This window comes from Serratia sp. NCCP-200, from assembly GCF_059697885.1.
The window spans coordinates 299,450-311,983 of sequence record NZ_BAAKUJ010000005.1 but is presented as its reverse complement, the minus strand read 5'-3'; the positions used below and the strand labels follow the sequence as shown (position 1 = coordinate 311,983).

The window sequence follows — 12,534 nt, the reverse complement described above, 5'->3', positions numbered from 1 at the left end:
AAAAACCGGCCGAAGCCGGTTTTTTTAACAAGCACACAACGTAATGCTTATTGCATTGCGTTGATACGCGCCGTCAGGTTTGACTTATGACGCGCTGCTTTGTTTTTGTGGATCAGGCCTTTAGCTGCCTGGCGATCCACAAGTGGTTGCATTACGAGGAATGCTTTTTGTGCTGCGTCTTTGTCGCCAGCTGCGATAGCTGCGTCAACCTTCTTAATGAAGGTACGCACCATTGAGCGACGGCTAGCGTTATGCTTGCGACGTTTCTCAGACTGTATGGCGCGTTTCTTAGCTGATTTGATATTAGCCAAGGTCCAACTCCCAAATATATATATTGAGGACAATTCAAAGGCCGAGGAATATGCCCTTTTAGCCTTCGTTTGTCAATGGATTTGTGCAAATAAGCGCCGTTTGTACGGGCGGCACTTGCTACGTTGTGATGGCGCAGGATTTTACCAGCTTCAGCCATGGGAATACAGTGTTTCACGAGAAAAATCGCCATGTGATTTGCATCACAGTCTGCAAGCTGTTGGTCCTGGTGGGTTATCCCCCGTCTTTCAAGCGTCGGCCAGAAGCCAAGCTCGCTATCAGCGCGCTAATATAGCACGCATTGGGCCAGATAAACGGTGGTTAAGGCGATTATCCTCCGGTATGGTATGACTATTACATCAAAGGAACCAATCGCGGGTTAACCTTGACCGCTGTACAAGGTATAATCCGCCGATTTCCACTGTGTTGGGCCAGCTATGCAGCTAATTCGCGGCATCCATAATATCCGGGCACGCCACCGTGGCTGTGTGCTCACCATCGGCAACTTTGACGGCGTCCATCGCGGTCACAAGGCGCTGTTGAGGCAGTTGAAGCAGGAAGGGCGGCGCCTGGGGTTACCGGTCATCGTCATGATCTTTGAGCCACAGCCGCTGGAACTGTTTGCCGCGGATAAGGCTCCGGCCCGCCTCACGCGTTTGCGTGACAAAGCCAAATACCTGGCGCAGGCCGGGGTTGATTACCTGTTGTGCGTCAAGTTTGATCCCCGTTTTGCCGCCCATACCGCTCAGGCATTCGTTGCCGAGCTGCTGGTCGAAAAGCTGGGGGTAAAATTCCTGATGGTGGGGGATGATTTCCGCTTTGGTGCTGGTCGCCAGGGGGACTTCCCGCTGTTAGAGCTTGCCGGGCAAGAATTCGGCTTTGAGGTGGTCAGCACGCCAAGCTTCCGTGAAGGCGACCTGCGTATCAGCAGCACCGCCATCCGCAATGCGTTGCGTGATGATGATTTGCCGCTGGCAGAAACCCTGCTGGGGCATCCTTACAGTATTTCCGGGCGCGTTGTGCATGGCGATGAACTGGGGCGAACCATTGGTTTCCCAACCGCCAACCTGCCGCTCAAACGCCTGGTTGCCCCGGTGAAAGGGGTGTATGCCGTCGATGTTTATGGCCTGGGCCCCGAGCCTTTGCCGGGCGTGGCCAATATTGGCACTCGCCCAACGGTGGCAGGCGTACGTCAGCAGTTGGAAGTGCATCTGCTGGACGTAACCATGGATCTTTACGGGCGCCACCTTGATGTGGTGCTGCGCGCAAAATTGCGCAATGAACAGCGTTTTGCTTCGCTCGATGCGCTAAAGCAGCAAATCGCCAATGATGTGGTGACGGCCCGGACGTTCTTCGGGCTACAGACACCGGCTTAATCTACGAACCGAAACGAGATCGAGAATCTAATGAGTGACTACAAGAATACCCTGAACTTGCCGGAAACAGGGTTCCCGATGCGTGGCGATCTCGCCAAGCGTGAACCTGGCATGCTCGCACGTTGGTATGAACAGGATCTGTACGGGATCATTCGTGCCGCCAAAAAGGGCAAGAAATCCTTCATTCTGCATGACGGCCCTCCGTATGCGAATGGCAGCATTCACATTGGTCACTCGGTAAACAAGATCCTCAAAGACATTATTATCAAGTCAAAAGGGATGGCTGGCTTTGATTCGCCTTATGTTCCAGGCTGGGACTGCCACGGTCTGCCTATCGAACTGAAGGTTGAGCAACTGTATGGCAAACCGGGTGAGAAACTGACACCGGCAGAGTTCCGCCAGAAATGCCGTGAATATGCTGCCGAGCAGGTAGAAGGCCAGAAGAAAGACTTTATCCGTCTGGGGGTGCTGGGTGACTGGGATCATCCGTACCTGACCATGAATTTTAAAACCGAAGCCAACATCATCCGTGCGTTGGGCAAGATCATCAGCAATGGTCATCTGCTCAAAGGCGCCAAGCCGGTGCACTGGTGTACGGACTGCGGTTCTTCCCTGGCGGAAGCAGAAGTTGAATATTACGACAAAACCTCGCCATCCATCGACGTCGCGTTCCATGCGGTTGATGCGGCGGCGGCGGCCAGCAAGTTTGGTGTAACCAACGTGAATGGCCCGGTGTCACTGGTGATCTGGACGACCACACCGTGGACGCTGCCTGCCAACCGTGCGATCTCGCTGAATGCAGAGTTCAGCTACCATCTGGTACAGGTTGAAGGTCAATGCCTGATCCTGGCAGCGGACCTGGTAGAAAGCGTGATGAAGCGTGCAGGCATCACCCATTGGGAAGTGCTGGGCAGCTGCAAGGGTAGCGATCTGGAACTGATGCGCTTTACCCATCCGTTTATGGGCTTTGACGTGCCGGCGATCCTGGGCGATCACGTTACGCTGGATGCCGGTACCGGTGCCGTACATACCGCTCCTGGTCACGGCCCGGATGACTTCATCATCGGCCAGAAATACGGCCTGGAAGTTGCCAACCCGGTTGGCCCGAACGGCTGCTACCTGACCGGCACCTATCCAACGCTGGATGGTAAATTCGTGTTCAAGGCCAACGATCTGATCGTTGAGTTGCTGCGTGAGAAAGGTGCTCTGCTGCACGTGGAAAAACTGCAACACAGCTACCCGTGCTGCTGGCGCCACAAAACGCCGATCATTTTCCGTGCCACGCCACAATGGTTTATCAGCATGGATCAAAAGGGTCTGCGCAAGCAGTCACTGGAAGAGATCAAAGGCGTGCAGTGGATCCCGGATTGGGGCCAGGCGCGTATCGAAACCATGGTGGCTAACCGTCCAGACTGGTGTATCTCACGTCAGCGTACCTGGGGCGTTCCAATGTCCCTGTTCGTGCATAAAGACACCGAGCAGCTTCACCCACGCAGCGTAGAGCTGATGGAAGAAGTGGCCAAGCGTGTTGAGCAAGACGGGATCCAGGCCTGGTGGGATCTGGACGCTGCCGATATCCTCGGTGCCGAAGCGGCCGATTATGTGAAAGTGCCCGATACGCTGGACGTTTGGTTTGACTCGGGTTCAACCCATTCTTCCGTGGTTGACGTGCGCCCAGAATTCAACGGCCACTCTGCCGACATGTATCTGGAAGGTTCCGACCAACATCGTGGCTGGTTCATGTCATCGCTGATGATTTCGACCGCCATGAAGGGTAAGGCACCTTACAAAGAAGTGCTGACCCACGGCTTTACCGTCGATGGTCAGGGCCGCAAAATGTCCAAGTCAATCGGCAACACCGTCAGCCCGCAGGACGTGATGAACAAGCTGGGTGGCGACATTCTGCGCCTGTGGGTCGCTTCTACCGACTACACCGGCGAGATTGCGGTTTCCGACGAAATCCTCAAGCGTGCTGCCGATTCTTATCGCCGCATCCGTAATACCGCGCGTTTCCTGCTGGCCAACCTCAACGGGTTTGATCCAAGCACTGACTGCGTGGCACCGGAAGATATGGTGGTACTGGATCGCTGGGCTGTGGGCCGTGCAATGGCCGCACAGCAGGATATCGAGCAGGCCTATGCCAACTACGATTTCCACGAAGTGGTGCAGCGCCTGATGCAGTTCTGCTCGGTAGAAATGGGTTCCTTCTATCTGGATATCATTAAAGACCGTCAGTACACCGCGAAAAGCGACAGCGTTGCCCGCCGCAGCTGCCAGACTGCTCTGTTCCACATTGCAGAAGCGCTGGTACGTTGGATGGCACCGATCATGTCGTTTACCGCCGATGAAATCTGGGCCTTCCTGCCAGGCAAACGCGCGCAGTACGTGTTTACCGAAGAGTGGTATGACGGTCTGTTTGGTCTAGCGGCAGGCGAAGGCATGAACGATGCGTTCTGGGCCGATCTGCTGAAAGTGCGTGGTGAAGTGAACAAGGTGCTGGAACAGGCGCGTGCGGACAAGCACATTGGCGGTTCGTTGGAGGCGGCGGTTACGCTGTACGCCGATAGCGATCTGGCAGCACGCCTGAACAGCCTGCAGGACGAACTGCGCTTTGTGTTGCTGACCTCTTCGGCCAGCGTAGCACCGTTTGCCGATGCTCCTGCCGATGCGCAGCAAAGTGAACTGTTGAAAGGGCTGAAAATTGCGTTCAGCAAAGCGGATGGTGAGAAGTGCCCGCGCTGCTGGCATTACACCACCGATGTCGGCCAGGTAGCGGAGCACGCAGAACTTTGCGGCCGCTGTGTGACTAACGTAGCCGGTGACGGCGAAAAACGTAACTTTGCCTGAGATCAAGCGCCTGATGAGTAGACCGATAAGTTCGACCGGCTTGCGCTGGCTATGGCTGGTAGTGGTGGTGCTGGCGCTGGATTTTTTCAGCAAACAGTGGATCCTGAGTAACTTCGTGCTGGGCCAGACCCAGCCGTTGTTCCCGTCAATCAACCTGTACTATGCGCGTAACTACGGCGCGGCGTTCAGTTTCCTGGCGGATCACGGTGGCTGGCAGCGCTGGTTCTTTGCCGGTATTGCGGTCGCCATCGTGGCGGTGCTGCTGGTGATGATGTATCGCAGCAGTGCCCAGCAGAAGCTGAACAATATCGCCTATGCCTTTATTATCGGCGGTGCGCTCGGCAACCTGTTTGATCGTCTGTGGCATGGCTTTGTGGTCGATTTCATCGACTTTTATATCGGCAACTGGCATTACCCGACCTTCAATCTGGCGGACAGCTTTATCTGCGTCGGTGCCGCCATGATCGTGCTGGAAGGGTTCTTGCCAGCGAAGAAAAGCGTCAACAGCGAAGGTAAGTGATATGACTGCTCAGGTTAACGGCAACAGCGCAGTGCTGGTGCATTTCACGCTGAAACTGGCAGATGGAACGACCGCGGAATCCACCCAGGGCAACGGCAAACCAGCGCTGTTCCGCCTGGGCGATGGCAGCCTGTCTGCTCCGCTGGAACAGCACCTGATCGGTCTGCGGGCAGGGGACAAATGTGCGTTTACCCTGCAACCGGAAGCCGCGTTCGGTGCGGAGAACCCGGATCTGATCCAGTTCTTCTCGCGCCGCGACTTCAACGAAACCGGCGTGCCGGATGTCGGCACCATCATGCTGTTTACCGCCATCGACGGCAGCGAAATGCCTGGTGTGGTGCGCGAAGTGGCGGAAGATTCGATCACCGTTGATTTCAACCATCCGTTGGCGGGGCATCCGGTGACCTTCGATATCGAAGTGCTGGAGATTGACCCGCAGCAGGAGGAAGCGCATGCAAATATTGCTGGCTAACCCGCGTGGCTTCTGCGCCGGAGTTGATCGTGCGATCAGCATCGTAGAACGTGCGCTGGAGATTTATGGCGCGCCGATTTACGTGCGTCACGAAGTGGTGCATAACCGCTACGTGGTCGAAAGCCTGCGCGAGCGCGGGGCGGTCTTTATCGAAGAGATTGCGGAAGTGCCGGACGGCTCGATCCTGATCTTCTCCGCCCACGGTGTGTCACAGGCAGTTCGGGCCGAGGCCAAAGCCCGCGATCTGACCATGCTGTTTGATGCTACCTGTCCGTTGGTGACCAAGGTGCATATGGAAGTGGCTCGGGCCAGCCGTAAGGGCACCGAAGCAATCCTGATTGGCCATGCCGGGCATCCGGAAGTGGAAGGCACCATGGGCCAGTACAGCAACCCTGAGGGGGGCATGTACCTGGTTGAGTCGCCGGAAGATGTCTGGCAATTGCAGGTGAAGAACGAACATAACCTGTGCTTTATGACCCAGACCACGTTATCGGTGGACGATACTTCTGACGTGATCGATGCGTTGCGTAAGCGCTTCCCGGATATTATCGGGCCGCGCAAGGACGATATCTGCTATGCCACCACCAACCGTCAGGAAGCGGTGCGCAGCTTGGCAGGTGATGCCGACGTGGTGCTGGTAGTGGGGTCGAAGAACTCGTCCAACTCCAACCGCCTGGCGGAACTTGCCCAGCGTGTGGGTAAACCAGCCTATCTGATCGACTCGGCGGCGGACATTCAGGAATCCTGGTTGAAAGACGCCAGCAACATTGGCGTCACCGCCGGAGCCTCTGCGCCGGACGTGCTGGTTCAGGACGTCATCAGTCGCTTGAAAGCCTTGGGCGGCAAGGATGTGCATGAGCTTAGCGGCCGTGAAGAGAACATCGTGTTTGAAGTGCCGAAAGAACTGCGCATGGATATCAAGCAGATCGACTGATCGTTGCCAATATCATTAAGTAACGGGAAGCCTTGGCTTCCCGTTTTGCGTTTTAACTAACTGTAATTAATGGCTCCCACTAGTCTCAGGCTTCAGGTGTCGCAGTATTGAGCTCGCCCATTAGCGTGCAGAATGAGCAAAAATCGACTTTATCGCCATTCATCGCAATGCATAAATAGTGCATGATTATGTAGCAACAGAAGGTTGACGCTAATCGGGTAATTGTTAATCAATTGACAGCGTTACTGATAACATACCGGGCATATCATAATTTTCTAATCCGTAAGCAAATCCTCTGGTAGTGATAGGGTAGGGAAGTTACCCTGAATCCATAGCCGAGGAGTGGCTTTTGACCATAAAAGAGAGCGAAGTATGACTGATTCACAAATCCGCATCGCGATTGCGGGTTCCGGTGGCCGTATGGGGCGCCAATTGATACAGGCCGTGCAGCAGGCACAGGGCGTGGTATTGGGTGCAGCACTGGAGCGCCCGGGTTCTAGCCTGGTTGGCACAGATGCCGGCGAACTGGCTGGCGTTGGCACCGTAGGCGTCACCGTCAGCGATAACCTGGAAAAGGTTGTCAGCGATTTCGATATCCTGATCGACTTCACCCGCCCGGAAGGCACCCTGGCCCATCTGGCGTTTTGCGTGGCCCACGGCAAAGCCATGGTGATCGGTACCACCGGTTTTGATGATGCGGGTAAAGCGGCCATTCAGGACGCGGCACAGCAGATTGGTATCGTGTTTGCCGCCAACTTCAGCGTGGGTGTCAACGTGGTGCTCAAGCTGTTGGAAAAAGCGGCCAAGGTAATGGGTGATTATACCGATATCGAAATTGTGGAAGCTCACCACCGCCACAAGGTAGATGCCCCTTCAGGAACGGCGTTAGCCATGGGCGAGGCGATTGCCGGTGCCTTGGGAAGGGATCTGAAAGAGTGCGCGGTTTACGAGCGCGTGGGTTATACCGGCGAGCGCGATCCAAAGAGCATCGGCTTTGCCACCATTCGTGCCGGGGATATTGTGGGTGAACATACCGCCATGTTTGCCGATATTGGCGAGCGGGTAGAGATCACCCATAAAGCCTCAAGCCGGATGACGTTTGCCAATGGCGCGGTGCGCGCCGCATCCTGGATATCAAACCAGCATAATGGGCTGTTTGATATGCGAGATGTGCTCGGTTTAGACCAGTTATAATTTTAATTAACACCATCGTGATGTGGTTGTGTTGATCATAATGATATGATAATCGGACAATAATTTTATTGTCCTTTTTTTTAACATTAAAAATAAAGCTTACGATTGATTTTAATTTTGTAGCCATTGTTTTTATATATTATCCGGTCTAATTCCTGTTTTTACTGCCATCTTTATTGCTCCCCGCATCGATTTTAGCTGTTTTAAGCTATTTTTTCTGTCACTGTGTCTCGCAACCGTTTACTCAGCCTAGTTTGCTGGTGTTTTTGTGCCTGTGGCCCCCTTTAAACCCTGAGGTCAGCAAAAATAATGGAAAAAATGGCGCTTTATCTAGACAAGCGGGACGCTCATCATTAAAATGCGCCCAATTTGCCAAAAATTGGCCTTGAGGGCGGTTTTTGCATTGATTTAGGGCGTGAAATCTGAATTAATATGCAAATATTGTGATTGATTATTCCTCGGAGGGTGTTTTGATTAAGTCAGCGCTATTGGTTCTGGAAGACGGAACCCAATTCCACGGTCGGGCCATCGGGGCAGAAGGTACGGCAGTGGGGGAAGTGGTCTTCAATACCTCGATGACCGGTTATCAAGAAATCCTCACTGATCCTTCCTACTCCCGCCAGATCGTTACTCTTACTTATCCTCATATCGGCAATGTCGGCACCAATGATTCCGACGCAGAATCCTCCGCTGTTCATGCTCAAGGCCTTGTCATCCGCGACCTGCCACTGATTGCCAGCAACTACCGCAACGAAATGGGCCTCGCCGATTACCTCAAGCGTCACAATATCGTGGCGATTGCCGATATCGATACCCGCAAGCTGACCCGCCTGCTGCGTGAGAAAGGCGCACAGAACGGCTGCATCATCGCGGGCGACCTCACTGATGCCGAACTGGCGCTGCAGAAAGCCAAAGCTTTCCCTGGCCTGAAAGGCATGGACCTGGCAAAAGAGGTCACCACCAAAGAGGCTTACGCCTGGCAACAGGGGAGCTGGACGCTGGAAGGCGATTTGCCGGAGGCCAAACCTGCGGGCGAACTGCCTTACCATGTGGTGGCCTACGATTACGGTGCCAAGCGCAACATCCTGCGCATGTTGGTGGATCGCGGCTGCCGCCTCACAGTGGTGCCAGCGCAAACCCCTGCGGAAGTGGTGCTGAAAATGGCTCCGGACGGCATCTTCCTGTCCAACGGCCCTGGTGACCCAGAGCCTTGCGATTACGCCATCACCGCCATCAAACGCTTCCTGGAAACCGATATCCCGGTATTTGGTATCTGCCTGGGCCACCAACTGTTGGCGCTGGCCAGCGGTGCCAAAACCATGAAGATGAAGCTTGGCCACCACGGTGGTAACCACCCGGTGAAGGATCTGGATAACAACACCGTGATGATCACCGCGCAGAACCATGGCTTTGCCGTTGATGAAAATAATCTGCCGAGCACGTTGCGCGTCACGCATAAATCCCTGTTCGACCACACGGTGCAGGGTATCCATCGTACTGATAAAGCCGCGTTCAGCTTCCAGGGCCACCCAGAAGCCAGCCCAGGCCCGCACGATGCCGCGCCGCTGTTCGATCACTTTATCGAACTGATTGAGACTTACCGTACCAACGCCAAATAATCAGGAGCCAGAAAAGCCATGCCAAAACGTACAGATATAAAAAGCATCCTGATCCTCGGCGCTGGCCCGATCGTTATCGGCCAGGCGTGTGAATTTGACTACTCTGGTGCTCAGGCGTGTAAGGCGCTGCGTGAAGAAGGTTACCGCGTCGTACTGGTCAACTCGAACCCGGCCACCATCATGACCGACCCGGAAATGGCCGACGCTACCTACATCGAGCCGATCCACTGGGAAGTGGTGCGTAAAATCATCGAGAAAGAGCGCCCGGATGCGGTGCTGCCAACCATGGGTGGGCAAACTGCGCTGAACTGTGCGTTGGAGCTGGAACGTCAGGGCGTACTGGCCGAGTTCGGCGTTACCATGATCGGCGCTACCGCCGATGCCATCGACAAAGCTGAAGACCGCCGCCGTTTCGATATCGCCATGAAGAAAATTGGCCTGGACACGGCGCGTTCCGGCATCGCCCATAATATGGAAGAAGCGTTGGCGGTGGCCGCCGATGTGGGCTTCCCCTGCATTATCCGCCCGTCATTTACCATGGGCGGCACCGGTGGCGGTATCGCCTATAACCGCGAAGAGTTCGAAGAGATCTGCGAGCGCGGTCTGGATCTGTCCCCGACCAAAGAGCTGCTGATTGACGAATCGCTGATCGGCTGGAAAGAGTACGAGATGGAGGTGGTGCGCGATAAGAATGACAACTGCATCATCGTCTGCTCGATCGAAAACATCGATGCCATGGGGATCCATACCGGTGACTCCATCACGGTGGCTCCAGCGCAAACGCTGACCGACAAAGAATACCAAATCATGCGTAACGCCTCGATGGCGGTACTGCGTGAGATCGGCGTGGAAACCGGCGGCTCCAACGTGCAGTTCTCGGTGAATCCGAAAACCGGCCGCCTGATCGTGATTGAAATGAACCCACGCGTATCCCGTTCATCGGCGCTGGCCTCGAAAGCGACCGGCTTCCCGATTGCCAAGATCGCCGCCAAGCTGGCGGTGGGCTACACCCTCGATGAGCTGATGAATGACATCACCGGTGGCCGTACGCCAGCCTCCTTTGAGCCTTCCATCGACTACGTCGTCACCAAGATCCCGCGCTTCAACTTCGAGAAGTTTGCCGGAGCCAACGATCGCCTGACCACCCAGATGAAGTCGGTCGGCGAGGTGATGGCGATTGGCCGCACTCAGCAGGAGTCATTGCAGAAAGCGCTGCGCGGCCTGGAAGTGGGCGCGACCGGGTTTGATCCGAAAGTGAGCCTGGACGATCCGGAAGCCTTGACCAAGATCCGCCGTGAGCTGAAGGATGCGGGTTCCGATCGTATCTGGTACATCGCCGATGCTTTCCGCGCCGGTCTGTCCGTCGATGGCGTGTTCAACCTGACCAACATCGACCGCTGGTTCCTGGTGCAGATTGAAGAGCTGGTGCGTCTGGAAGAGCAGGTTGCCGAAGCGGGCATCAACGGCCTGAACGCTGATTTCCTGCGCACGCTCAAGCGTAAAGGCTTTGCCGATGCGCGCCTGGCCAAGCTGGCTGGCGTGGCGGAAAGCGAAATCCGCAAGTTGCGCCATAGCTTCAACATGCACCCTGTCTACAAGCGTGTGGACACCTGTGCGGCAGAATTTGCGACCGACACCGCCTACATGTATTCCACCTATGAAGACGAGTGTGAATCCAACCCGACCAACGATCGCCCGAAAATCATGATCCTGGGCGGTGGCCCGAACCGTATCGGCCAGGGCATCGAGTTCGACTATTGCTGCGTACACGCCTCGTTGGCGCTGCGCGAAGACGGTTACGAGACCATCATGGTCAACTGTAACCCGGAAACTGTCTCTACCGACTACGACACCTCGGATCGCCTGTACTTCGAACCGGTGACGTTGGAAGACGTGCTGGAAATCGTGCGCATCGAGAAGCCAAAAGGCGTGATCGTGCAGTACGGCGGGCAAACCCCGTTGAAACTGGCGCGTGAGCTGGAAGCTGCAGGCGTGCCGATTATCGGCACCAGCCCGGATGCAATTGACCGTGCCGAAGACCGCGAACGCTTCCAGCAGGCGGTTAACCGCTTGGGCCTGAAGCAGCCAGCCAACGCCACCGTGGCAACCATCGAGCAGGCAGTTGAGAAAGCGGCCGGTATCGGTTATCCGCTGGTGGTGCGCCCCTCCTACGTACTGGGTGGCCGTGCGATGGAAATCGTTTACGACGACATCGACCTGCGTCGCTATTTCCAGAACGCGGTTAGCGTGTCCAACGATGCGCCAGTGCTGCTGGACCGCTTCCTGGATGATGCGGTAGAAGTGGATGTGGATGCTATCTGTGACGGCGAGCGCGTGCTGATCGGTGGCATCATGGAGCATATCGAACAGGCTGGCGTCCACTCCGGTGACTCCGCTTGTTCACTGCCAGCCTACACGCTGAGCAAAGAGATCCAGGACGTGATGCGCCAGCAGGTAGAAAAACTGGCGTTTGAACTGCAGGTCCGTGGTCTGATGAACGTGCAGTTTGCGGTGAAGAACAACGAAGTCTACCTGATCGAAGTGAACCCACGCGCCGCACGTACCGTGCCGTTCGTTTCCAAGGCGACCGGCGTAGCGCTGGCGAAAGTGGCGGCGCGCGTGATGGCCGGTAAATCGCTGGCCGAACAGGGCGTGACCGAAGAGGTTATCCCGCCGTACTACTCGGTCAAGGAAGTGGTGCTGCCGTTCAACAAGTTCCCAGGCGTTGACCCGATCCTCGGGCCAGAAATGCGCTCGACCGGTGAAGTGATGGGCGTTGGCCGCACCTTCGCCGAAGCCTTCTCCAAAGCGATGTTGGGCAGTAACTCCGGCATGAAGAAAGGCCGTGCGCTGCTGTCGGTGCGCAGTGGGGACAAGGCTCGCGTAGTGGATTTGGCTGCCAGCCTGCTCAAGCAGGGCTTTGAACTGGATGCCACCCACGGCACCGCAGTGGTGCTGGGCGAAGCGGGGATTAACCCACGCTTGGTCAACAAGGTGCATGAAGGGCGTCCGCACATTCAGGATCGCATCAAGAACGGCGAGTACACCTACATCGTGAATACCACGGCGGGGCGTCAGGCGATTGAAGACTCCAAGCTGATCCGCCGCAGTGCACTTCAGTATAAAGTGCACTACGACACCACGATGAACGGCGGCTTTGCCACCTCGATGGCGATGAAGGCCGATCCAACCGAGCAGGTGACTTCGGTGCAGGAACTGCACGCACGTATCACCAAGTAAGTTAATAACTTGGTTGCCACTGA

9 protein-coding genes are annotated in these 12,534 nt (G+C 55.7%); 8 read left to right on the top strand and 1 reads right to left on the bottom strand.

From position 1 onward, the window contains the following. Positions 1–47: 47 nt before the first annotated feature. Positions 48–311, bottom strand: a complete 264-nt coding sequence (gene rpsT / locus AC6HVW_RS17955) for a 30S ribosomal protein S20 (RefSeq protein WP_024527210.1) — start codon at positions 309–311, stop codon at positions 48–50. 435 nt (positions 312–746) lie between these two features. On the opposite strand from rpsT, the gene ribF reads away from it, so the two are divergent. The 8 genes from ribF to carB all read left to right on the top strand — a co-directional run bounded on the left by ribF (position 747) and on the right by carB (position 12,511). Next, positions 747–1,685 carry a bifunctional riboflavin kinase/FAD synthetase gene (gene ribF / locus AC6HVW_RS17950; RefSeq protein WP_071682149.1) on the top strand — a complete coding sequence of 313 codons (939 nt, stop codon included), beginning with the start codon at positions 747–749 and terminating at the stop codon, positions 1,683–1,685. Between the two features lie 30 nt (positions 1,686–1,715). After that, complete coding sequence (gene ileS, locus AC6HVW_RS17945; RefSeq protein WP_071682150.1) at positions 1,716–4,532, top strand: isoleucine--tRNA ligase; 2,817 nt, start codon at positions 1,716–1,718, stop codon at positions 4,530–4,532. A gap of 13 nt (positions 4,533–4,545) precedes the next feature. After that, complete coding sequence (gene lspA / locus AC6HVW_RS17940) at positions 4,546–5,052, top strand: signal peptidase II (RefSeq protein WP_059201948.1); 507 nt, start codon at positions 4,546–4,548, stop codon at positions 5,050–5,052. Position 5,053: 1 nt separating this feature from the next. Further along, positions 5,054–5,524 carry an FKBP-type peptidyl-prolyl cis-trans isomerase gene (gene fkpB / locus AC6HVW_RS17935; protein WP_059199712.1) on the top strand — a complete coding sequence of 157 codons (471 nt, stop codon included), beginning with the start codon at positions 5,054–5,056 and terminating at the stop codon, positions 5,522–5,524. Then, positions 5,505–6,458 carry a 4-hydroxy-3-methylbut-2-enyl diphosphate reductase gene (gene ispH / locus AC6HVW_RS17930; RefSeq protein ID WP_021179261.1) on the top strand — a complete coding sequence of 318 codons (954 nt, stop codon included), beginning with the start codon at positions 5,505–5,507 and terminating at the stop codon, positions 6,456–6,458. The genes fkpB and ispH overlap by 20 nt, the downstream gene beginning before the upstream one ends. 372 nt (positions 6,459–6,830) lie before the next feature. Then, entirely contained in the window at positions 6,831–7,652 is an 822-nt protein-coding gene (dapB, locus tag AC6HVW_RS17925; RefSeq protein WP_071682151.1) for a 4-hydroxy-tetrahydrodipicolinate reductase, read from the top strand. 470 nt (positions 7,653–8,122) lie between these two features. Next, positions 8,123–9,271, top strand: a complete 1,149-nt coding sequence (carA, locus tag AC6HVW_RS17920; protein WP_071682152.1) for a glutamine-hydrolyzing carbamoyl-phosphate synthase small subunit — start codon at positions 8,123–8,125, stop codon at positions 9,269–9,271. A gap of 18 nt (positions 9,272–9,289) precedes the next feature. Beyond that, the gene (carB, locus tag AC6HVW_RS17915; RefSeq protein ID WP_024527203.1) at positions 9,290–12,511 is read left to right on the top strand and encodes a carbamoyl-phosphate synthase large subunit; all 3,222 of its coding nucleotides are present in this window, start codon (positions 9,290–9,292) and stop codon (positions 12,509–12,511) included. Positions 12,512–12,534 lie beyond the last annotated feature (23 nt).

What these genes read in the sequence shown, in the direction of transcription:
- ribF (WP_071682149.1), top strand. Translation starts at nt 747, where the DNA reads ATGCAGCTAATTCGCGGCATCCATAATATCCGGGCACGCCACCGTGGC.
- ileS (WP_071682150.1), top strand. Translation starts at nt 1,716, where the DNA reads ATGAGTGACTACAAGAATACCCTGAACTTGCCGGAAACAGGGTTCCCG.
- lspA (WP_059201948.1), top strand. Translation starts at nt 4,546, where the DNA reads ATGAGTAGACCGATAAGTTCGACCGGCTTGCGCTGGCTATGGCTGGTA.
- fkpB (WP_059199712.1), top strand. Translation starts at nt 5,054, where the DNA reads ATGACTGCTCAGGTTAACGGCAACAGCGCAGTGCTGGTGCATTTCACG.
- ispH (WP_021179261.1), top strand. Translation starts at nt 5,505, where the DNA reads ATGCAAATATTGCTGGCTAACCCGCGTGGCTTCTGCGCCGGAGTTGAT.
- dapB (WP_071682151.1), top strand. Translation starts at nt 6,831, where the DNA reads ATGACTGATTCACAAATCCGCATCGCGATTGCGGGTTCCGGTGGCCGT.
- carB (WP_024527203.1), top strand. Translation starts at nt 9,290, where the DNA reads ATGCCAAAACGTACAGATATAAAAAGCATCCTGATCCTCGGCGCTGGC.